15 protein-coding genes, 1 tRNA gene and 3 rRNA genes are annotated in these 24196 nt (G+C 40.1%); 14 read left to right on the top strand and 5 right to left on the bottom strand.

Annotated elements, in window-relative coordinates:
* Nucleotides 1-220 precede the first annotated feature (220 nt).
* The 7 genes from IGL24_RS02455 to rrf all read left to right on the top strand — a co-directional run bounded on the left by IGL24_RS02455 (nt 221) and on the right by rrf (nt 9248).
* On the top strand, nt 221-2425 hold the full coding sequence (locus IGL24_RS02455; RefSeq protein ID WP_207699599.1) for an ATP-dependent helicase: 2205 nt from the start codon (nt 221-223) through the stop codon (nt 2423-2425).
* Nucleotides 2426-2673: 248 nt separating this feature from the next.
* A complete protein-coding gene (gene spx / locus IGL24_RS02460) occupies nt 2674-3081 on the top strand; it encodes a transcriptional regulator Spx (protein ID WP_019724106.1) in 408 nt (135 codons plus the stop codon).
* 17 nt (nt 3082-3098) lie between these two features.
* A complete protein-coding gene (locus IGL24_RS02465; protein WP_206857697.1) occupies nt 3099-3455 on the top strand; it encodes an ArsC/Spx/MgsR family protein in 357 nt (118 codons plus the stop codon).
* A gap of 781 nt (nt 3456-4236) precedes the next feature.
* A 16S ribosomal RNA gene (locus IGL24_RS02470) occupies nt 4237-5796 on the top strand.
* 77 nt (nt 5797-5873) lie between these two features.
* Nucleotides 5874-5946: transfer RNA gene (locus IGL24_RS02475), tRNA-Ala, on the top strand.
* A 181-nt stretch (nt 5947-6127) separates the two neighbouring features.
* Nucleotides 6128-9042: ribosomal RNA gene (locus tag IGL24_RS02480) — 23S ribosomal RNA — on the top strand.
* A 90-nt stretch (nt 9043-9132) separates the two neighbouring features.
* Nucleotides 9133-9248 (top strand): 5S ribosomal RNA (rrf, locus tag IGL24_RS02485).
* Together the 16S, 23S and 5S rRNA genes with 1 tRNA gene alongside form the textbook arrangement of a ribosomal RNA operon.
* A 215-nt stretch (nt 9249-9463) precedes the next feature.
* Here the strand turns inward: rrf and IGL24_RS02490 are convergent.
* The 4 genes from IGL24_RS02490 to IGL24_RS02505 all read right to left on the bottom strand — a co-directional run bounded on the left by IGL24_RS02490 (nt 9464) and on the right by IGL24_RS02505 (nt 12873).
* Nucleotides 9464-9934 carry a glutathione peroxidase gene (locus IGL24_RS02490; RefSeq protein ID WP_207699225.1) on the bottom strand — a complete coding sequence of 157 codons (471 nt, stop codon included), beginning with the start codon at nt 9932-9934 and terminating at the stop codon, nt 9464-9466.
* Between the two features lie 214 nt (nt 9935-10148).
* Nucleotides 10149-10607, bottom strand: a complete 459-nt coding sequence (locus tag IGL24_RS02495) for an S-ribosylhomocysteine lyase (protein ID WP_206856743.1) — start codon at nt 10605-10607, stop codon at nt 10149-10151.
* Between the two features lie 151 nt (nt 10608-10758).
* Complete coding sequence (locus IGL24_RS02500) at nt 10759-11907, bottom strand: cystathionine gamma-synthase (RefSeq protein ID WP_207699226.1); 1149 nt, start codon at nt 11905-11907, stop codon at nt 10759-10761.
* A gap of 48 nt (nt 11908-11955) precedes the next feature.
* Nucleotides 11956-12873, bottom strand: a complete 918-nt coding sequence (locus IGL24_RS02505) for a pyridoxal-phosphate dependent enzyme (RefSeq protein WP_207699227.1) — start codon at nt 12871-12873, stop codon at nt 11956-11958.
* 374 nt (nt 12874-13247) lie between these two features.
* Between IGL24_RS02505 and efp the strand changes: the two genes are divergently transcribed.
* On the top strand, nt 13248-13808 hold the full coding sequence (gene efp, locus IGL24_RS02510; protein WP_206856737.1) for an elongation factor P: 561 nt from the start codon (nt 13248-13250) through the stop codon (nt 13806-13808).
* Nucleotides 13809-13869: 61 nt separating this feature from the next.
* Here efp and IGL24_RS02515 read toward each other — a convergent pair whose 3' ends face one another.
* On the bottom strand, nt 13870-15366 hold the full coding sequence (locus IGL24_RS02515) for a helix-turn-helix domain-containing protein (protein WP_207699228.1): 1497 nt from the start codon (nt 15364-15366) through the stop codon (nt 13870-13872).
* Nucleotides 15367-15719: 353 nt separating this feature from the next.
* Here IGL24_RS02515 and IGL24_RS02520 point away from each other — a divergent pair, with 353 nt between their 5' ends.
* From IGL24_RS02520 to trhA, 6 genes are all read left to right on the top strand, one after another.
* On the top strand, nt 15720-19169 hold the full coding sequence (locus tag IGL24_RS02520; RefSeq protein ID WP_207699229.1) for a vWA domain-containing protein: 3450 nt from the start codon (nt 15720-15722) through the stop codon (nt 19167-19169).
* Nucleotides 19162-19677: a pilin N-terminal domain-containing protein gene (locus IGL24_RS02525; RefSeq protein WP_206856729.1), complete on the top strand. Its 516-nt coding sequence runs from the start codon at nt 19162-19164 to the stop codon at nt 19675-19677. Before IGL24_RS02520 ends, IGL24_RS02525 begins: the two co-directional genes overlap by 8 nt.
* 47 nt (nt 19678-19724) lie before the next feature.
* Nucleotides 19725-20516 carry a SpaA isopeptide-forming pilin-related protein gene (locus IGL24_RS02530; RefSeq protein WP_206856728.1) on the top strand — a complete coding sequence of 264 codons (792 nt, stop codon included), beginning with the start codon at nt 19725-19727 and terminating at the stop codon, nt 20514-20516.
* Entirely contained in the window at nt 20506-22371 is a 1866-nt protein-coding gene (locus IGL24_RS02535; protein WP_429968382.1) for a SpaA isopeptide-forming pilin-related protein, read from the top strand. The genes IGL24_RS02530 and IGL24_RS02535 overlap by 11 nt, the downstream gene beginning before the upstream one ends.
* A 39-nt stretch (nt 22372-22410) precedes the next feature.
* Entirely contained in the window at nt 22411-23256 is an 846-nt protein-coding gene (locus tag IGL24_RS02540) for a class C sortase (protein WP_206856718.1), read from the top strand.
* Nucleotides 23257-23347: 91 nt separating this feature from the next.
* On the top strand, nt 23348-23989 hold the full coding sequence (gene trhA, locus IGL24_RS02545) for a PAQR family membrane homeostasis protein TrhA (RefSeq protein ID WP_206856717.1): 642 nt from the start codon (nt 23348-23350) through the stop codon (nt 23987-23989).
* The last annotated feature ends 207 nt before the right edge of the window (nt 23990-24196 follow it).

Raw genomic sequence — 24196 nt, forward strand, 5'->3', positions numbered from 1 at the left:
TGATGAATCGTCATTTTCGGATTTGATTGGCTATTTTTTCCACTTTTTATGAAGGAAATCCAGTTTATCTTGGAAGTTTATCAATAGATATTTTACTAGTAGCGAGTCTTTTCTTCATGTTCAAGAATATCTCCTCAAAAGAAGGAAGCCCCATTTTATTTTTTGTAAAGGTCTGTTAGTATAAAGAAAATAAATGGAGTAGAAAATAAACAAGAGAAAGATGGGGAAGATGATCAATCAAGAAAGTGAGAAAGAAATTCTTCGATTGCAAAGAGAAATCAGCCATTGGGAAACAAAGTATAAAAAGCTCCAACAAATTTTTCGAATGCAAGAAGAGATAATTGCCAGTTATGAAGCTGCATATGGGGAAGCACCGGGGTTGGTAGAAGAACATCAAACAGAAGAACAGCCAAATGAATCATTTTTTGAGAATATTGAAAAGCGCTCTTATAATCGCTTCAACAATGAGCAAAAAGCAGCGATCACTTATGATATGAGTAAACACTTACGTATCATTGCAGGCGCTGGGAGCGGGAAGACGCAAACGATTTGTGCGAAAGCCGTTTACTTGATGAATGAAGAGCAAGTAGAAGAACAAAGAATTTTAATGATTACGTTTACTAGAAATGCTGCCAATGAACTGAAAAAACGAGTGGATAATTTCAGTCAAAGAAAAACAAGTGTGACGATTGGGACGTTTCATAGTATTTTTTACCGTCTGTACAGTGAGATCAAGCGCCAATTTCCACATCTGTCTAGTGAAGGGATTCAAGGTGAATTTTCTAAAGACACGCCTTACAAAGTAAATATATTACTGCAGAAGCTGATAAAAAAATATCAACTATATTCTTTTGATCAATATGGTGAAAAAACGATCGCTAACCGTTTGGACTATTGGCAAAATATGAACCTGTCTCAGCAAGAGATCATCCAATTGATCAAAAAAAGGTTTGATTCGATCGAGAAAGAGCCACGGCAAACTATCTCTGCACGCATGGATCAATTAATGACTGAGCTATTTGAAGAAAAACGAAGACAGCAACTTTTTGAGTTTAACGATGTACTACAGAATTTGAAAGCTGCCCTCTCGAATGAAGAAGTCAGAAAATATGTAGGAGAAAAATACGATTATTTATTTATCGATGAATTTCAAGACACGAATCCTTTGCAATGGGCAATCGTGCAATTGATTACGAAAGATTCCTCAATCAAGTTGATCATTGTTGGAGATGATGATCAAAGTATCTATGGCTTTAGAGGTTCTGAACCGGACTACATCAAACAATTTGAAAAAGAGTATCCAACAAAAACACTTTTTCTATTAACCAATTATCGCTCGCGTGCATCGATCGTCCAAGGGGCTAATCGATTGATTACATTCAATAAAGAAGACCGTATACCAAAAGCAATGGTGCCGGCACAAAAAGAAGCAGGTATCTTGCAGGCTCTATCATTTAAAACGGTACAAGAGGAAAGTGATTGGCTGATCCAGCAAGTGAAAACTTTCATAGCAGACAAAGGAAAATACAAAGAATCCATCGTGTTGTATCGTTCGCTCTCACAAACACAAGCCTTAGTACAGCATTTGATACAAACAGATATCCCTTTTGTCTTAGAAGCAGATTCGCAATATGCAGGAATATATGGAATCAAGCTTTTCCAACAATTCTATCAAAAATTCATCGTTTGGTATGATGCGGCAGCACCATTGAAACCACAAGCTTATCAACAATTATTAAGACAGTTGATGATCAATTGTTATCTGAAAACAAATGAATGCGACCAATTTTTCTCTACTAAAAACCATGATCAAGATATTGTTGCCTATATATTAAAACGTCGTCCTAACTTAGAATCCAGAGAGAAAGAACTAAAAGCTTTTGTAAATACCCTAGAAACATTCAGTCAACCAACAAAACGTTCATACGTTCCACTGATCGAGGCATATTGCCGATTACCAAGACCGTATAAGGAAATCGAGCAAGGCGATAAAGAATGGCTGCTGGAGACGATCAAGAAACATCCAACGATCCAACAATTGAAAAAACTATATCTTGAGATCCAAGGGATTGCAGCAGAACTAAAAACAAGGCTGATTGCACATCGCAAAGGAAAACTAGACGCACTGTGTATCCAGAGTATCCACAAAAGTAAAGGATTAAGTTACCGTAACGTCTTTTTGATCGGTTGCAATGAAGGAATGATTCCTTACAATGGGGCGGTGGCGAAAGATACAAGACAAAAGAGTGAGTTGAAAACAGAACCGTTAACGACGATTGAAGAAGAGAGACGGCTTTTTTATGTCGCGATGACGAGAGCAAGGAATCGCCTTTATTTATGTGTACCTGAATTTAAAGGGAAAAGAAAATTAAAACCTTCTCGTTTTATTAAAGAAACGGGTTGTAAAGTTAAAAAAATCCAATAAATCGTAAAAAGCAAAGCGAGTAAAAATACACTCACTTTGCTTTTTTATTCAAAAAAATAAATAACTGTATTTATTTAAGTTGATTATAAATAACCTTTGTTTCATCAAAGAATATAACGTTTTATAAATGGTTTAAATAACTATTTTTTATAATAAAACGATTTTTATTTATTTTGAAGATAGCGTATGACTGGCATTATTTTGATATTACGTTTAGAATGGGATTACAATTAAAAAGGAGTGAGAAAATGATAAAACTATACACTTCGCCTAGCTGTACATCTTGCAGAAAGGCCAAAGCATGGTTACAAACGAATCACCTTGATTTTGAAGAAAAGAATATCTTTGCAGAACCTCTATCAGAAAATGAGATCCGACAAATATTGGCCGCGACTGAAGGTGGAGTCGAAGATATTATTTCCACTCGGTCAAAAGTTTATGAGAAATTAGGCATCGATTTTAATGATTTATCGTTGAAAGAAATGATCCGTTTGTTCAAAGAATATCCTTCTTTACTTAGACGTCCGATTTTACTTGATGAAAAACGAGTATTGATTGGCTTTAATGAAGATGAAATTCGTGCATTCATCCCTAGAGAAATTCGTGGGGTGGCAAGAAACTTGATCTATATGAAACATAGCGTCTTGTATTCGTAAGAATAGGAGGAGGCGTTGTGAAAATCAAAATTTATAGTTCAACGAATTGCATGATAACCGTCAAAGCGATCCAATGGTTAGAAAAGCAAAGTTTGTCTTACCAATTCGTTGATATAGAAAGCAGAGCATTAAGTAATAAAGAAGTCAAAGAGCTATGTAGTTTTGAAAATGCAGATATTGAACAATTATTTACTACATGGTCGTTTGAATTCAAAAAAATAAAAGCTGGACTTCCTAAGAATAAAGAAGAACAACTTCTATTATTGTGCAAAACGCAACGTCATCTGTTAAGACGGCCTCTGATCATCATCGATGATACGTTGTTTGTTGGATACGATCAACGATTGATGGAACAATTGATTTTACATGAATAAACTTTATCCAATTGAGTTACATACTGAAAAAGACAATTGGAATAACCGGCTTTTCCTTAGTAACAAGCCAAAGAATCAAAATATCACCCACCTGTTCTCTGATTTTTTGGCTTATTACCAAAGGCATGCTACACATTTTCTCAAAGAAAAAATAGTTATTTTTTTCGGGTTCCTACTATATAGAGGGGCAGAATAAGAAATGCTTCAGGTACGACCAGAGAAAATAGTTATTGACAATCAAATAGAATCAATGGTATATTTTTTTTTGTTGTTTTTTAGTTTTTGCATGATCAATAAAACTTGAAATAATGCTTGACGAACAGAAAAACACATGTTAATATAACTGATGTCGTTTAAGACAGTGGGCAACGAATGTTGACTCTATAAAAGATAAAACAAAAAAAGTTGTTGACAAATAACAAACGACAAGTTATTATAAGTGAGTTGCTAAAACGACCTCGTGAAAAACGAGTTCAAAAAACTTTTAAAAAATAGTTGACAATCAATTGATGGTTTGCTAAGATATAAAAGTTGCTACGGCAATCACAAACGATAAACGAAGCAGTTGTGTTTCATTTATCACGTAGACCTTTGAAAACTGAACAAAGTAAGACAAACCAAATGTGTAGGGCGTCTTGATTCAATTCAAGACAACAAACATTTTTAACAAGCAAGCAATATGCTAGCAAACAAATTGAGCTTAACAAATGAACTATTATGATGTTCGAAAGTAAATTTCGAACTACAGTTCCACATCAGCTATCGCTGTGAGGAACTAGCATATTATGAGAGTTTGATCCTGGCTCAGGACGAACGCTGGCGGCGTGCCTAATACATGCAAGTCGAACGCTTCTTTTTCCACCGGAGCTTGCTCCACCGGAAAAAGAGGAGTGGCGAACGGGTGAGTAACACGTGGGTAACCTGCCCATCAGAAGGGGATAACACTTGGAAACAGGTGCTAATACCGTATAACAATCGAAACCGCATGGTTTCGGTTTGAAAGGCGCTTTACGGTGCCGCTGATGGATGGACCCGCGGTGCATTAGCTAGTTGGTGAGGTAACGGCTCACCAAGGCCACGATGCATAGCCGACCTGAGAGGGTGATCGGCCACATTGGGACTGAGACACGGCCCAAACTCCTACGGGAGGCAGCAGTAGGGAATCTTCGGCAATGGACGAAAGTCTGACCGAGCAACGCCGCGTGAGTGAAGAAGGTTTTCGGATCGTAAAACTCTGTTGTTAGAGAAGAACAAGGGTGAGAGTAACTGTTCACCCCTTGACGGTATCTAACCAGAAAGCCACGGCTAACTACGTGCCAGCAGCCGCGGTAATACGTAGGTGGCAAGCGTTGTCCGGATTTATTGGGCGTAAAGCGAGCGCAGGCGGTTTCTTAAGTCTGATGTGAAAGCCCCCGGCTCAACCGGGGAGGGTCATTGGAAACTGGGAGACTTGAGTGCAGAAGAGGAGAGTGGAATTCCATGTGTAGCGGTGAAATGCGTAGATATATGGAGGAACACCAGTGGCGAAGGCGGCTCTCTGGTCTGTAACTGACGCTGAGGCTCGAAAGCGTGGGGAGCAAACAGGATTAGATACCCTGGTAGTCCACGCCGTAAACGATGAGTGCTAAGTGTTGGAGGGTTTCCGCCCTTCAGTGCTGCAGCTAACGCATTAAGCACTCCGCCTGGGGAGTACGACCGCAAGGTTGAAACTCAAAGGAATTGACGGGGGCCCGCACAAGCGGTGGAGCATGTGGTTTAATTCGAAGCAACGCGAAGAACCTTACCAGGTCTTGACATCCTTTGACCACTCTAGAGATAGAGCTTCCCCTTCGGGGGCAAAGTGACAGGTGGTGCATGGTTGTCGTCAGCTCGTGTCGTGAGATGTTGGGTTAAGTCCCGCAACGAGCGCAACCCTTATTGTTAGTTGCCATCATTTAGTTGGGCACTCTAGCAAGACTGCCGGTGACAAACCGGAGGAAGGTGGGGATGACGTCAAATCATCATGCCCCTTATGACCTGGGCTACACACGTGCTACAATGGGAAGTACAACGAGTCGCGAAGTCGCGAGGCTAAGCTAATCTCTTAAAGCTTCTCTCAGTTCGGATTGTAGGCTGCAACTCGCCTACATGAAGCCGGAATCGCTAGTAATCGCGGATCAGCACGCCGCGGTGAATACGTTCCCGGGCCTTGTACACACCGCCCGTCACACCACGAGAGTTTGTAACACCCGAAGTCGGTGAGGTAACCTTTTGGAGCCAGCCGCCTAAGGTGGGATAGATGATTGGGGTGAAGTCGTAACAAGGTAGCCGTATCGGAAGGTGCGGCTGGATCACCTCCTTTCTAAGGAATATTACGGAGACTACACACGTTTGTTTATACTTTGTTCAGTTTTGAGAGGTCTACTCAAAATTTAACCCGGGGCCTTAGCTCAGCTGGGAGAGCGCCTGCTTTGCACGCAGGAGGTCAGCGGTTCGATCCCGCTAGGCTCCATTAACAACATTTGTTGTTATATACTTGTTCATTGAAAACTGGATATTGAAGTAAAAATGTAAGTAATACAAACCGAGAACACCGCGTTGAATGAGTTTTTTAATAAGTTCAATTGCTTATTTTTCTTGATTGGACTTCTATCGCTAGAAGAAAGATCAAAACCCAACCGTAAGGTTGATAAGGTTAAGTGAATAAGGGCGCACGGTGGATGCCTTGGCACTAGGAGCCGATGAAGGACGGGACTAACACCGATATGCTTTGGGGAGCTGTACGTAAGCTATGATCCAGAGATTTCCGAATGGGGGAACCCAGCATCTTTTATAGGATGTTACGTATACGTGAATACATAGCGTATACGAGGTAGACGCAGAGAACTGAAACATCTAAGTACCTGCAGGAAGAGAAAGAAAATTCGATTCCCTGAGTAGCGGCGAGCGAAACGGGAAAAGCCCAAACCAATGAGCTTGCTCATTGGGGTTGTAGGACTCCGATCTGGTAGTTCTTTCAGATAGTCGAATGACTTGGAAAAGTCAGTCAAAGAGGGTGAAAGCCCCGTAGACGAAATTTGGAAGGCACCTAGGAGGATCCTGAGTACGGCGGAACACGAGGAATTCCGTCGGAATCCGGGAGGACCATCTCCCAAGGCTAAATACTCCCTAGTGACCGATAGTGAACCAGTACCGTGAGGGAAAGGTGAAAAGCACCCCGGAAGGGGAGTGAAATAGAACCTGAAACCGTGTGCCTACAACAAGTCAAAGCCCGTTAATGGGTGATGGCGTGCCTTTTGTAGAATGAACCGGCGAGTTACGATTGCATGCGAGGTTAAGTTGAAGAGACGGAGCCGCAGCGAAAGCGAGTCTGAATAGGGCGTTTGAGTATGTAGTCGTAGACCCGAAACCATGTGATCTACCCATGTCCAGGTTGAAGGTGCGGTAAAACGCACTGGAGGACCGAACCCACGTACGTTGAAAAGTGCGGGGATGAGGTGTGGGTAGCGGAGAAATTCCAAACGAACTTGGAGATAGCTGGTTCTCTCCGAAATAGCTTTAGGGCTAGCCTCGGATTTGAGAATGATGGAGGTAGAGCACTGTTTGGACTAGGGGCCCATCTCGGGTTACCGAATTCAGATAAACTCCGAATGCCATTCATTCATATCCGGGAGTCAGACTGTGAGTGATAAGATCCATAGTCGAAAGGGAAACAGCCCAGACCACCAGCTAAGGTCCCAAAATATATGTTAAGTGGAAAAGGATGTGGGGTTGCACAGACAACTAGGATGTTGGCTTAGAAGCAGCCACCATTTAAAGAGTGCGTAATAGCTCACTAGTCGAGTGACCCTGCGCCGAAAATGTACCGGGGCTAAACATATTACCGAAGCTGTGGAGTGCACCATTAGGTGCATTGGTAGGAGAGCGTTCTAAGGGCGTTGAAGGTAGATCGTGAGGACTGCTGGAGCGCTTAGAAGTGAGAATGCCGGTATGAGTAGCGAAAGACAGGTGAGAATCCTGTCCACCGAATGACTAAGGTTTCCTGGGGAAGGCTCGTCCGCCCAGGGTTAGTCGGGACCTAAGCCGAGGCCGACAGGCGTAGGCGATGGACAACAGGTTGATATTCCTGTACTCGTTGTTTTTGTTTGAGCAATGGAGGGACGCAGGAGGCTAAGGAATGCAGACGATCGGAAATGTCTGTCCAAGCAGTAAGTCTTGATAGGAGTCAAATGCTTCTAACTTTAAGGACAAGCTGTGATGGGGAGGGAAATAATAGTACCGAAGTTCCTGACGTCACACTGCCGAGAAAAGCTTCTAGTGAGAAAACAACGACCCGTACCGCAAACCGACACAGGTAGTCGAGGAGAGAATCCTAAGGTGAGCGAGAGAACTCTCGTTAAGGAACTCGGCAAAATGACCCCGTAACTTCGGGAGAAGGGGTGCTGATCGTCAGATCAGCCGCAGTGAATAGGCCCAAGCGACTGTTTATCAAAAACACAGGTCTCTGCAAAATCGTAAGATGAAGTATAGGGGCTGACGCCTGCCCGGTGCTGGAAGGTTAAGAGGAGTGCTTAGCGTAAGCGAAGGTACGAATTGAAGCCCCAGTAAACGGCGGCCGTAACTATAACGGTCCTAAGGTAGCGAAATTCCTTGTCGGGTAAGTTCCGACCCGCACGAAAGGCGTAACGATTTGGGCACTGTCTCAACGAGAGACTCGGTGAAATTTTAGTACCTGTGAAGATGCAGGTTACCCGCGACAGGACGGAAAGACCCCATGGAGCTTTACTGTAGTTTGATATTGAGTGTCTGTACCGCATGTACAGGATAGGTAGGAGCCGTAGAAATCGGAACGCTAGTTTCGATGGAGGCGCTGGTGGGATACTACCCCTGCGTTATGGCCACTCTAACCCGCACCACTGATCGTGGTGGGAGACAGTGTCAGATGGGCAGTTTGACTGGGGCGGTCGCCTCCTAAAGAGTAACGGAGGCGCCCAAAGGTTCCCTCAGAATGGTTGGAAATCATTCGAAGAGTGTAAAGGCAGAAGGGAGCTTGACTGCGAGACCTACAAGTCGAGCAGGGACGAAAGTCGGGCTTAGTGATCCGGTGGTTCCGCATGGAAGGGCCATCGCTCAACGGATAAAAGCTACCCTGGGGATAACAGGCTTATCTCCCCCAAGAGTCCACATCGACGGGGAGGTTTGGCACCTCGATGTCGGCTCGTCGCATCCTGGGGCTGTAGTCGGTCCCAAGGGTTGGGCTGTTCGCCCATTAAAGCGGCACGCGAGCTGGGTTCAGAACGTCGTGAGACAGTTCGGTCCCTATCCGTCGCGGGCGTTGGAAATTTGAGAGGAGCTGTCCTTAGTACGAGAGGACCGGGATGGACTTACCGCTGGTGTACCAGTTGTTCTGCCAAGGGCATTGCTGGGTAGCTATGTAGGGAAGGGATAAACGCTGAAAGCATCTAAGTGTGAAGCCCACCTCAAGATGAGATTTCCCATTTCTTTAAGAAAGTAAGATCCCTGAGAGATGATCAGGTAGATAGGTCAGAAGTGGAAGTACAGTGATGTATGGAGCGGACTGATACTAATCGATCGAGGACTTAACCAAAATAAAATGAAAAACTCGGAGAGTTTCTTACTAATACTTCAAATCCAGTTTTGAGTGAACAAGATTTACTCAAAAATAGATAACACCAAGTGTGGTGGCGATGGCGAGAAGGATACACCTGTAACCATGCCGAACACAGAAGTTAAGCTTCTTAGCGCCGATTGTAGTGAGGGGTTGCCCCTTGTGAGAGTAGGACGCCGCCGCGCAAATGAAAAACAGTTGAACGAAAGTTCAGCTGTTTTTTTTTTGTCTATTTTAAAAATAAAAGGAGCTTCTCACAATCGCTTAGTCAAAAAAATACATGGTCTTGAAATGAAAAAATGGATTTCAAGGTCATGTATTTTAGTTAATGGTAGTTGTTTCTCAAAATGAAAATGAAGCTATTTTTTAAATCCGAAAAAGTTGATCACTCTATTATTGATTAAATAATCGCTTCGATTGATTCTTTCATTTTTAAGGGAGAAGTTTTTGGCGCAAAACGTTCAATGACTTGCCCATCTTTATCAATAAGGAATTTTGTGAAATTCCATTTGATTGCTGGAGTCAAGGTCCCCGGTGCTTGTTCTTTTAAGTAATCAAATAAAGGATCAGCATCCGCCCCATTGATCACTGTTAGTTGATGCATAGGGAATGTGACGCCATAAGTTGTGCGACAGGCCTCGGCAGCATCATTTGCAGAAGAGACTTCCTGTTTGAATTGATTCGAAGGAAAGCCCAACACGACTAAGCCTTTTTCCTGATAGGTCTGATAAAGTTCCTCCAACTGTTCGAACTGTGGAGCTAAACCACATTTTGTTGCAGTATTGACGATGATCATTGGTTGTCCCTTGTATTTATCCAATGAGTAAGTTATACCATCTTCTAATGTGACATCAAAATCGTAAATATTCATCGATTATTTCCTCCTTTAAACGTTATTCCTTCGTAAACTAGTGATAGCAGTAGCTTGCTTCTTGCTAAACTCAAATTAGTATAAAAATGATTAAATTTAAACCGCAAAAGCTAAAAATAGGCCACGCTATTTGTTGCTTTTACGGTTTATATCTAGAAAATATAGCCTTCTTTTGGCTTCATTTCCGTTATTCTAAAATAAGCTAAGCGTCTATTTATACGCCAACGTCTGACCATTCATCTCGTTTTGCTAAAAATTCGCGAGCTAAAGCTTGTGCACCTTCTAATGTGTGGTTTGCAGCCCAGCCACATTGGATCTCATTGCTTGCTGGAACTTCTGTTGCTTGTAGCACATCTTCCATCGTTTTTTCTAACACGTCTAAGATCTCGTCATAATTTTCATGATTGATGACAGTTAGATAAAAACCTGTTTGGCAGCCCATTGGTGACCAGTCAACGATATAATCTGCATGATTACGGATGTTTTCGGCAGTTAAATGTTCTAAAGAATGTAAACCAGCCATATCCATATGTTCTTTGTTTGGTTGTTTGAAACGCACATCGTATTTGATGATCAAATCGCCATGTTCACCTGTTTTGCGGTCGGCTACACGGACATAAGGTGCTTTCACTTTACGGTGATCTAAATTAAAACTTTCGACATTCATTTTCATATTGAATTACTCCTAACTCACTTATTGTCTCTTTTTTGGAAAATAGAAATCCTCAAAAAAGATTAGTTGATTTATTTAAATTCTAACACTAATTGAAGGGAAGGTGTATAAAACTGACTGATTTTTTTCGATTCTTTCTGGATAAGATGAATCAGTGATTTTTCATTTGTACAAATGCTTGCGTCAAATCATCTAAAAGATCTTGGGCATACTCGATTCCAACAGATAAACGAATCAGTCCATCCTTGATCCCAGCTTTTTCACGTTTTTCTTTAGGAACAGAAGAATGCGTCATGACAGAAGGGATTTCAACTAAACTTTCTACCCCACCTAGACTCTCAGCTAAAATGAATAATCTCAATGATTCCACAAAAGGAATAGCATCTGCATCGTTTTTCAAGGTAAATGAAACCATTCCACTATAGCCGGACATCTGTTCTTTGGCGATCTCGTGATTATGATGAGTAGTTAGTCCAGGATAATAGACTGCTTCGACTTCGGGATGGTTCGCTAATAATTCAGCTACTGCAAAGGCATTTTTTTGGTGTTCTTCCATTCGGACACTTAGCGTTTTGATGCCACGTTGCATCAACCAACTATCTTGTGGGCCTAACACACTACCGATTGCATTTTGATAGTAGCCGATTTGGTCCGCCAATGCTTGATCATTTGTCGTTACTAAGCCAGCAACGACATCACTATGCCCACCTAGATACTTCGTTCCACTGTGTAAAACGATATCTGCGCCCAATTCTAAAGGTTTCTGGAAGTAAGGTGTAGCAAATGTGTTATCTACGATCGTTAATAGATTATGTTTTTTTGCAATTTCTGCTCCTGCTTTCAAATCAGTGATTTTTAGTAGGGGATTACTTGGGGTTTCTAGGTACAATGCTTTTGTGTTTTCCTGGATCGCTTGTTCAATCTGTGCAAGATTACTTGTATCGACAATAGTATACTGTAAGCCATTTTTTGTGAGTACATTGTCAAATAAGCGGAAAGTTCCTCCGTAGACATCATCACCTAAAAGGATATGATCGCCTGATTGAAATAAAGAAAATACGGCATGGATTCCTGCCAAGCCAGAGGCAAATGCAAAGCCACGAACGCCACCTTCTAAATCTGCGATCAATTCTTCTAAAGCAAAACGTGTTGGATTACCTGAACGTGAATATTCGTATTCTTTAGGTTGTCCTACCGCATTTTGACGATAAGTCGATGTTTGGTAGATCGGCACACTGACTGCTCCTGTTGTTGGATCTTCACTAATACCACCATGGATAAGTTTTGTTTGAATATGCATAATTGTTTCCTCCAATTTCTTCATTAAGTTTATTGTTTGGATGATTGCTCACAGATAAATATTTTTCGATAAGTAACGGTCTGATGTATCTGGAAAAATGGTGAGGATTGCCTGACCATTTGGTAGACGTTGCGCTTCTTTCAAGGCTGCTGCAAAAGCGGCACCACTTGAGCTGCCTACTAACAAGCCATGCTCTTTTGCAAGTTGACGGGTGTAAGCAAATCCTTCGGCGTCAGAAATGGTTTCAAACTGATCAATTGGCAAATCATCGAGGAACGGTGGGACAAATTCAACACCGATTCCTTCAATCTCATGTCCATGTGAAGGCCCGCCATTCAAGATCGATCCTTCTGGCTCCACACCGATCAAACGAAGCTCAGGGATACGTTCTTTTAGAAATTTTGCTGTTCCCGCAAATGTACCACCACTGCCGATTCCAGCAACAAAGCTGTCAATATTTCCAGCTAATTCTTCGATGAGTTCGGGTCCCAATGTTTGATAATAGGTTGCTGGATTGTCTGGATTTTCAAATTGCAAGGGTACGTAGCTATTTGGGATCTCAGAAGCTAATTGTTTACTTTTTTCAATAGCACCAACGATTCCTTCTTCTGTAGGTGTGTGTACGATCGTTGCACCTAGCGCTTGCATGATTTTTTGCTTTTCGATACTAAATTTTTCTGGTACGACAAAAATTGTTTTTAGCTTGAATTTTAAAGCTGCCAGGCCTAAACCGATTCCTGTATTTCCGGCAGTCGGTTCGATAATCGTTGTATCTTGATCGATTTTTCCGCTTTCAAGCCCAGAGGATAGTAAATACAAACCTAAACGATCTTTGATACTGCCGCCAGGATTCAAGTATTCTAGTTTTGCATAGATCACAGAATCTTTGGGCATAGGAAAATCTTTTGCAGTAAATTGATAGATGGGCGTATGCCCGATTGCTTCAGTAATTGATGAGATGATCACGAATCCAAACCTCCAAAAAGTAAAATAAAAAAGGAGCTGACTAATTAATCAGCTCCTTGTAAGATCATAAATTGAAAGACTAAGAAAGAAAACACTTTCACGACAGAAAGAGATCTTTCGTTCAACTATGAAGGGCAATTAATAGACATGGCAAACAGTATGCTGTTTTTACACACCATACAACAACAATACTTCAATTGTTTTGAGTAATTGATCGCCATGTTTATCCCTCCAATAGTGATTTAACTAAAAATAGCATGAATAAACAAGAAAGTCAAAGAGTAAAATTTCAAAAACAATAATTTTCTAGTCTTATCAGCGTTTGTCTGATACAATAAGGGTGATTATGATTAAGATAAAAAGGAGCAAAAATAATGATCTCAGCAAGCGATTTAAAAGCCGGAATGACATTTGTCCAAGACGGAAAATTGATCAAAGTAATAGATGCAAGCCATCACAAACCTGGTAAAGGAAATACTGTGATGCGTATGAAACTGAAAGATGTTCGTACTGGCGCAACTTATGACACAACTTTAAGACCAGATGAAAAATTCGAAAAAGCGCACATCGACACAAAACCAGTCCAATACTTATATACAATGGATGACACAGCATTCTTTATGGATCTAGAAACATATGAACAATATGAGATCCCTGTAGAAACTGTTGCTGAAGAAATGAAATTCATCTTAGAAAACATGGAAGTAAAAATCCAATTCTTCGGTAGCGAAGTAATCGGTGTTCAATTACCAACAACTGTTGTGTTGCGTGTCGTTGATACACAACCATCGATCAAAGGTGCGACAGTTACTGGTTCTGGTAAACCTGCAACAATGGAAACAGGCTTAGTAGTCAACGTTCCAGACTTCATCGAAACGGATGAATTATTAGAAATCAATACAGCAGAAGGTTCATACGTAAAACGTGCGAAATAATCGAGTATAGACAAAAAGCTTTTAAGCATCGTGCTTAAAAGCTTTTTTTTACATAGATAAATCAATCGGAGAACAACGTTTGCAACTTGAGATGATGAACTTCTAGTAGACGTTGATACAGCTCTGTCTCAAAGTCACTATAATGACAAAAGTCAAGGACCGTATATTTAGAAGGATCAAGCCCCTTAGGAATCAGTAGTGGGGAGCCGAAGATAAAAAAGTCATATTCTTCAGTAATCGGCAGTGTTAGCTGCTTAATATCGACAAAGGGAATCTTTTTGCCTAGATTCAAGATCTCAGCGGAAATCAAATGCTCTGAAACATTGATGAAACCAACGTTCAACTTATAATTCTCATCGATTTCTGAATAATACGGATAAAGTAAACACGCTTGGATAAAAGCTAATTCACCGATACATGCTTTCAGCCATGTGTAATTCTTTCGTTGAGCAATTTTTTTCCAAAAGCCTTCGATTTTGATGGTCAAGATACGTAAAAGTGGATACTTATCTTGAATATAAGAAGAGATAAATAACGTGGTCAAAGGGATTTTTTGCCTAAACAAACTAAAATTACCGATAGAAAGGTAAAGGTTCAAATACAAAGCGGGTTCTTTTTCAAAATGAAATGTACCGATAAATGTTTGACAATGGTTCTGGAACTCTTCTAAAAGATCCTTGACTTCATTATTTGGTTGGTGATAGGAATGTTGGATGATCGACATTCGAATATCTTGGTTGGAAGTAAGGAACGGCCAATAATAAAACAAATAGAACAACGAGTTTACTTCTAAGATATCTAAACGAACATTTGCGAACTTGAAGAAATCGTAAAAGAAGTCAATGTTCGTTCCGCTTGGAATAAAAGAATCTCTTGTTAATTTATAAATGTCAGTCGAATGGTTATTTTTGATCCTAGTCAAACAAATCAAACAGTGAAGACTCGCTTGCTTCTTTCCAAGATCAAACTTGTTCTTATGGTAATCTTCTTCATGCTTATAGATCAGCGCAGTGACTTCTTGACTAAAGGGAAGGATTTCCAAACTTTCCCCTAATGAAACAAACCAAAAGAAATTAAAAAAGATGATACGAATCAACATCTCAGATCCGGACAAGGTAAGATTCGATAAATTCAAATTGATTTGATATTCTTTCAAATATTCAGCCAATTTTTTAGTTTGCCGAAAACAGGTCGAACGACTGATAAAGTGGCGATTACAAAAATCAGCAAGGTCTTTGTCTTGTTCTGTCAGAAGACTGATCAATAGTTTATAAGGAACGCTTTCTGTAGAAAGGTAGTGTTGATACTGGGTGTATTGAACAAGTTGTTCATTGATGGATAACTTGTTTTTACTATGTAACAGTTTGATCTCAGTGAATTGTTCTAAATCTTCTTGTATGGCAAATAAGATTTTTTTGAAACGAACGGCACTAAAATGAAAATCTAAGTTTTCCCGCACATCATCCATGCTATATTCACCTGGTGATAATGTCATCAACTTACCGTATACACTTAATTTTGTTCTGGCATGATCATCTAATAAAATTTTTTCAATCAATTGGTCACCTTCTTTTTTGTTTTTAATATTAATACCTTATTTAAATTCGGTTGTAAATACTTGTCTCAATTTTCTAAAAAAACAATAGAGGATTTAGAAATTTTTTTAGTGGAGCTGTCTCAAATTTATCATTCAACAGGTGTGATTTTTGAGAGAAAAGAGAGAGTGGAAGGATTTAAATAACGTATGGACATTATTCGTTCAATCATTTTAAAAAAGGGATATCGATTTAAAATAACTATAAATGAACATTTAGAAACCGAAGAGAAGAGATCTGGAAAAATTAGTGAATCTTTTCTTTTTTTTATATTATCTAATTGGATTTTAAAGTTTTTCTAAGGAGGTATCCATAAATGAAAAAGCGACGATATCTTGTCATTTGCACTCTTTTATCGTTATTCTTCGTTGCCTATTTATATTCTCAAAAAGTAAAGATTGCAGCAGCAAATGAAGAAGGAGTGGTAGAGGTACTGAAGAATGAATATGGAGAAGTAAATCTCAAGCAATCTGGGCAACAGCTGACGATTTCTTATCGACTGAATGAGCAAAATCAAGAAAGGCGTTTTCTGTTCCAATTACATCCGAGTGATGTACCTGAAAATAATTTGCTTACTTCTTCTATTTCTCAGGAATACCAAGAATATAAGGATGAAGAACAACAAATATGGGTAGGTAGTGCTTTTTCACAAGGCGTGGTTGAAAAAGAATGGACGATCGATTTACCGGATACAAGTAAAGATTTTCAACTCAATATCCAGATAGAAGAAAAAACAGGTCAATTTCTTTTAGCCGAAGCAGTTTCTTATTCTTTTTCTATAGATAGCGAGAAGCAGAAAACTACACAAACAAGTGAAGATACATCTGAAACCGTGAGCTCTTCTACAATTCAAGATACAACAGATGATTCATCCGCACCCAAAGAAGAATATCGGCCGTTTGATCAACCACAATTATTTGATGGAGAAAGTAATCGCAAAAGTTTGCCGACGATCGAACCGGAATATACCACAGATGAGCAAGGAACCTATCCGAAAGCGATGTGGCAACCTAAGAATAGTGAGAATGTCCGAAATCATCAAGGGAATCGTCAAGGACAGGCGCAATGGGATGGGCTGACTAAATGGGACGGCAATCCAACGAATCTGACCAATTCTTATATCGAATACGGTGGGGAAAAAGAAGAAGCCGATTACGCTATCCGAAAATTTGCTAACGAGACAGCCACACCCGGGTTATTTGATCTGTACCTGAATGTTCGAGGAAATACCCAAAAAAATATCACTCCAATGGATGTTGTATTGGTCGTTGACTGGTCGGGTAGTATGAATGAGGAGAACCGTATTGTTGAGGTAAAAAATGGAATTGACCGGTTTGTTGATACGTTAACAGAAAGTGGAGTGACGGAAAAGATCAATTTAGGATACGTTGGTTTTTCCAGTGAAGGGTACGCGAACCGCTCGATCCCTATCGCAGGATTTGATTCTGTTAAAGAAGAGATCAAAGCAGCAACGCCAGCGACAACAAGTGGTGGTACGTTTACTCAAAATGGATTACGTCAAGCAGGTGAGATGTTATCGGAGCAAAATGGCCATAAAAAAGTAATCGTTTTACTAACAGACGGTGTTCCAACAAGTTCATATCAAGTAGCCAGTGTGGTGACTGAAGAAGACGGGAGTTATTATGGCGCAAGTTTTACCGATCATGTCGATCACCCCGACTATACTTCAAAAATTTCCCTACCTTATCTCGTACCAGTCAAAGATCAAAATTTCCAATGGCGTTGGATCAATTCGACATTTACAGCCACGATCGGTGAAGCCATGGCACTGAAACAACGAGGGATCGAAATCCATGGTCTAGGTATCCAACTACACGGAGATGAAACAGAAGGTATCACGAAAGAGGAAGTAGAAAACCGGATGCGGAAGATGGTTTCCAGTGGTGAAGACGGTACGCTATATTATGAATCCGCAAATGAGTCTACGGATATTGCTGATTATTTAGCTAAAAAGGCTGTCCAACTTTCCGGAACAGTTGTTAACGGGAAAATCACTGATCCAATCGTTGAACCATTCGTCTATGAAATAGAAAGTGCTTCTGTTAAAAGTGTAGGAACAAGTCCACTGTCCGTTGAACCTATTCTCACGATCGAGGATCAAACGATCCAAGTCGAACAGATCTATTTGGAAAAAGGGCAAGAACTCCAACTACACTATCAAGTCAGACTCCAAACGGAAAGCAAAACATTCGAACCGGACAAGTGGTATCAGATGAACGGCCTAACAACTTTTCAGCCGAAGTCTGACTCAGATGACATTGCAAAATTTGGTGTTCCGTCAGCGAAAGCGCCAAGTGTTACCCTTGGTTTCTTCAAAGAGTGGGAAGAGTTTGATCAAGATACGACGACTCGACCAGAAAAAGTGATCTATGAAATCAAACGGACAGGGGTCACTACCCCGTCTAGCTGGGAAAGTGGCTATGTGCAACTGCGTCAGCCTGAAAAGGATGACACGAATGTTTGGGAACGAAAGAACATCACCAAACTGTTAGAAACCGATAAAGCAAGTCGTGAAACGCTCAGCTTACCAAAATACAACAATCAAGGACAAGAATTTCATTATGAGGCTGTGAACGAATTAAACGTACCAGGCTACGACTCAGAAAAAGTCAATGCAACAACTTGGAAAAATACGAAACAATTTGTTCCGTTAGATTTAAAAATCATTAAGACATCTTCCTCAGATGATCACCCCTTAAAAGGAGCAGTATTCCGAATAACGATTGAAGGAAAAGATATCCAGTTGCTTGACCATGAGGATGGCACCTATTCATTGCCAGAAGAGATACGATTGGAAAAAGAAAAATCCTATACATTGACAGAAGTTAGCGCACCCGCTGGACATGAAAAAGCAGAAAAGCAAACATGGGCGATCACTATTTCTAAAACCGGAGAAGTAACAGTAGATGATCAAAAAGCAACAGTTGTTGATCAAGTGATTCAATTGACGATCGAAAATCCATTTTCAGAGCTTCCGGTAGCGATCAGAAAGTACACCGAAAAAGACCAGCAAAAAGTAAACTTGGCAGGAGCGACTTTTGCATTACAACTAAAAGAAGATACTGGAAGCTATCGAACCTTAAAAGAGGAAGTGACCTCGTCCTCAGGATTGGCAGAATTCATGATACAAAAAGCAGGAGACTATCGCTTAGTAGAGACGGCAGGACCGAGTGGCTACGATACCGTTCCAGGAAAATACACATTTAAAGTTGATCCTTATGGAACGATTATATATGACGAAGAAAATGTGGAAGAGTCAGCAGTTTGGACATTGACGCATCACAATCAAATCAAACCGTTTGATTTAACGATTCTAAAGAAAACAGATACAGGTCAAGCTTTAAAAGGGGCAGTTTTCAGATTATCTGGTCCAACTGGACAAAGCGAATTACCAAGTGATGAAACAGCAATCGATACGTTTGTTTTTAAGAACCTTGAACCTGGGGAGTACACATTAGAGGAAATCAAAACGCCAGAAGGTTATTTAGGCTTGGAGAAACCTTTGCAAATTGTTATCCAAACAGATGGAAAAGTGACGGTAGCTGGCGAACCAACAGACGTTCAACTACAAAGTGGCAGTAAAAATAACCAAATTCATTTGGCAATCACCAATCAGGCGTTGATTCCTTTGCCAGAAACAGGAGGAGCTGGCCGACTTGGTTTCCTTTTACTAAGCCTAAGTGCCATCGGTTCATTCATCATTTACTTTTTGATGAACAAACGAGGGGGCATATCAAGTGAGTAAAAAATATTGGCTTTTGTTGATGCTTCCGTTTCTATTGATTATTGGGTCTGCAAAGAGTACTGCTCAAACAGAAGAGAGGGTTCAATTGATTGTTCATACTGCCGACCTTGTATCGGACAAACAAACGAACGAAAAAGCAAGTTTTGCCGTTTATGATGTGACAAAGGCATTTTATCAATTACGAAATAAAGGTTTCACGGTTGAAGAAACGCAACAAATCATTGCCCGACAAGGAACCTCGGCTGGCTCATTTCTAATGGAAAAGCAGACAAAAACAAGCGACAAAGGTGAAGACATAGTAATCTTCGACCTGTGTGAGTCTACCAATCAAACAGGGAATGTTTATTTAGTGAATGAAACTACTTGTTTTTCAGACGCTTTAATGGAAACGCAAAACTTAGTGATTGTTTTACCGCTTTATGATTCAGATGATCACCCACAAAAAGAAGTTCATCTTTACCCTAAGCTGAGTCAGGAAGCATCTACGATCGACTTTGAAAAAAACTAATTGAAGAAAAAAATGATTATTCAATTGGCGAGCGTATTTGCTATCGATTGGAAATCCAGTTTCCTGAGGAGATAGCAATTGAAGAAACGTGTGTCGTTACTGACAATGCCGCGAAAGAATTGGAGTTATTGTCTGAAACTCTAGAGGTCTACAGTGAAAATAAACGATTGAAAAAACTTACGCTCCATAGTCATAGCCAAGGATTCAGCCTTGCCTTTAGTGGTCAAGACTTGCAAGAGCTAGCTGGTAAAACTGTAAAGGTCGACTATCAAATGCGATTACTAGATGGAGCAATCGCCGATCAACCAATCATCAACCAAGCCACATTAGATATCGGAACTGAATCATTAGTACAAAGCACTTACATTCGAACCGGAGGAAAGTGGTTTCAAAAAATCACAGCAGATCAGGAATATCAGGCGCTGGAAGATGCGCTATTCTTGGTCAAAAATCAACAAGAAGAATACCTTCATGTGAAAGATGGAAAATATGATTGGAAAAGACGAGCCAGAGGTGCACTAACATTGACGTCTGATCGCAATGGCTTGTTTTCCATCTCTGGCTTAGAAGACGGAGAATATTTGCTCGAAGAAATCAAAGCACCAAAAGGGTATGAAAAAAATCCGTCTGCTGTCTCATTTACCGTCAAAAACATGTCTTATGCAATCAACGGACAGCCGAGCGAACCCTTGAAAATCACCAATAAGAAAAAAGAAACTCCCTTTTTATTTCCTAGAACAAATGAAGAAAAAATCAGTGTTGGTATTTTTGGTGGTGTATTGATCATAGGGAGTTTCATTATTTATCAAAAGAACAGGAGTAAGAAGAATGAAGAATAGCAAAAATCTTAAATCATTATTACTATGTTTTATTTCAGTACTTTCGTTGGTTGCGTTGTTTCCGATCCAGCATGTATTTGCTGAAGGAACTGAAGCAGAAGTAGTGCTACACAAAAAGAAAATGTTAGATTTTCCCGTACAAAACATCCAAAATACAGGGAAAGAAATGGCTGAGTTCAATGAATACCAAGGACTAGCTGATATCACATTCCATGTGTATGATGTGACCGAAGCATTTGCTGAAGCAAGAAAAAACGGAGCATCGATTGAAGAAGCAAAAACTTTGGTGCAATCACAGACTTCTGGTACAGCGCTTGTTTCAGGTACTACAAACGCGAATGGCGATCTTTCTTTCTCCTTGCCTAAACAGCAAGCTGGAAAAGATGCGGTCTATGTGATTGAAGAAGAAGCCAAATCAGGAGTGACTGCTAGTGCGAACATGGTAGTGGCTTTTCCAGTCTATGAATTGATCAAACAAGCAGACGGCTCTTACCGATACGGAACAGAAGAGCTCGAGGCGATCCATTTATATCCTAAAAATATCGTTGAAAATAATGGGACACTGAACGTTAAAAAAATCGGTTCTGCTGAAGGAGAAGCATTGAACGGGGCAGAATTTATTCTCGTCAAAGAAGAGTCAGGAGCAAAAAAATATATCCAAAGCGTAGCACAAGGGATGTATACATGGACGACAGACAAATCAAAGGCGAAACATTTTGTCAGTGGAAAAAGCTATGAAATAGGTGAAGAAGATTTTGTTGAAAAAGAGGCAGAGCAAGGGCAATTGCTCGTCACCAGCTTAGAGGTCGGAAATTATGTGCTAGAGGAAGTAAAAGCACCTGAAAATGCGGCGATGGTCACGGAGCAGACGACGACACCATTTACAATCGTTGCCGGCAATCAAACACCAGTTGAACTCACAGTGAAAAACGATACGACGAACGTAGAAAAAACGACACCACAATTGGATGGGCAAGATGTAGCAATCGGTGAGCCGATCAATTATGAAATAAAGGTCAATATACCTGTTGGGATTGCGGATAAAGAAGGTTCAGATAATAAGTATACCACCTTCCAATTGATTGATACCCATGATTCAGCATTAACATTTATGAACCAGTCGACAGGTGAGACAAGCTATGCTCTATATGATGGTGACCAGTTGATTGCACCTAAAAATTATCAGATCAGCGAACAAACCAATGGCTTTACAGTGGCAATTAATCCAACGTATATCCCTTCATTGACTCCAGGCGGTACGTTGCGCTTTGTCTATTATATGTATTTGAATCAATTAGCGGAACCAGCGCAAGGGTATAACAATAAAGCAAATGTTGATACGGGGCATACGACAGATCAAACACCACCAACGGTTGAAGTACTGACAGGTGGCAAACGATTCATTAAAGTAGATGGAGCAGTAGCTGATGTAAAACCACTAGCAGAGGCTTCGTTTGTGGTACGTGATCAAGATGCAACGACAGCGAAGTATTTAGTCATTGATCCAGTAACAAAAGCAGTGACCTGGACGACTTCACAGGAAGAAGCTACGATTTTTACGTCAACAAGTGATGGATTAGTTGATATCACAGGATTGTCTTATGGAACTTATTATCTAGAAGAAACAAAAGCACCAAACAATTATGTGAAATTAACTGAACGAATTGCTTTTAAGGTAGATCAGCAATCCTATGCGGTTGCAGGTGAATTGATTACGCCAGAAAAAGTACCAAACAAACACAAAGGAACCTTACCAGAAACTGGTGGCAAAGGGATTTCATTGTATATTGGTTTAGGTGTCATGTTACTGACGATAGTAGGTATCTATTGGATGAAAAGACAAAAAGCGGAATAATCTCAAACAAAGAATAAACGGATAGCTGAGGGGAATAAAATGAAGCAAAAGAAAAGACGTATGTTAGATCTGATCATGCTCTCGGTATTTTTTATCGGCGTCCTCAGCTTAGCTTATCCTTTCGTCAGTGATACGCTGAATGATTATCTCGATCAACAAGTCATCAAAAACTATCAGAAAAAGGCAAAAGCTGAACATGCATCAGTGATTGCCGATTTGCAAAAGGAGATGCTTGAAAAAAATAAAAAGCTAGCGTCAAAGGAAGTCTTACCAGAAGCAGAGCCATTCTCTACAAAAAAAGAAGAAGATCAAAAATCTCTGAAATCTTATATTGCGTCACATACCGTTGGTGTTTTGACGATCCCCAAAATCAATGTCAACTTGCCGATTTTTGATCAAACGACATCGAAATTATTGGAAAAAGGCGCATGTTTACTTGAAAACACCTCTTATCCCATCGGAGGCTTATCGACACATGCGGTACTTTCTAGCCACCGAGGCTTGCCACAGGCAAAATTATTCACCGATTTGCCTCGATTACGAATCGGAGATCGCTTTTTTATTGAAATCAATGGACAGTATCTTGCGTATCAAGTCGATCAAATCAAAACTGTAGCACCTACTGAGACAGAAGCACTTCAAATCCAAGAGAATCAAGATTTAGTGACCCTCGTTACTTGTACGCCTTACATGATCAATAGTCACCGTTTATTGGTGCGCGGACACAGAATCGCTGTTGAACAAGAAGAGATAGTGGCTTCATTAGCAAAAGTAAAACAAGCAAAAAGGTCGAACTTTTTACGGGTGAATGCCTTGATCAGTGTGCTTTTGTTGCTATTTTTGGTGATGCTGATAAAATATTTTACAAAAGTGTTTAAAAAATGATATAGTTTTAGAAACTAGATGTAAAAGTTTTTGTAAACAGCAAATCCATCGTGTATAATGAAATAGAACAAATGAAACGGAGTGGATCAAGATGGAGATAGAATTTAGTCGAAAGTACCAAATCGTCAATGAAGTATTAAATGCAGTGACACATGGGATCGCAGCCTTATTAAGTCTGCTTTGCTTTAATCTGCTGATGGATCGAGCCCATACGACCTTAGATTATGTCGCTTTTGCGATTTATGGTAGTTCACTTTTTCTGCTTTTCTTTTCCTCGACCTTATTTCATAGCCTGATTTTTACGAAGGCAAAGAAAGTGTTCCAAGTATTTGATCATTGTTCGATCTATCTCTTGATCGCAGGGACCTATACGCCATTTTGTCTCCTAGTCGTACAAGGAACGACGGGTCTGATCTTACTTAGTATCATCTGGGCAACCGCAGTGATCGGGATTATTTATAAATGTTTGACGTTAACGAAAACAAATAAAGTATCGAAAGTTTCAACGATCATCTACAATGTGATGGGCTGGGCGATCATCGTTGTATTACCTAAGCTTTATCAGAATATCGATTTGACTGGCTTGCTACTATTAGTTGCTGGAGGAATCGCTTATTCTGTAGGCTCACTCTTTTACAGTATGAAAAGCAGAAGATTCACTCATGTGATTTGGCATTTATTTGTCATGTTAGGTGCGGCGTTGATGTTTTTAGCCATTTATGTAAGCAATTGATGTTGAATAAAGGACGACAAAAAAACTGACTAAACCAATAGTCAGTTTTTTTGTGCATTCTAAGAAAATCATGTGAAAATAATACTTGTTTTTTTATTTAGGTTGCGAGTTATACAATAAAATTGAAAAAATAAACATTTTTACAGAAAATAGCGATTTAAACTAGACAATTCAAACAAATTTGTTTAATATTATTCAAATAAAATT

This window comes from Enterococcus sp. DIV2371, assembly GCF_050498525.1.
GTDB classification, from domain to species: domain Bacteria; phylum Bacillota; class Bacilli; order Lactobacillales; family Enterococcaceae; genus Enterococcus_B; species Enterococcus_B mangumiae.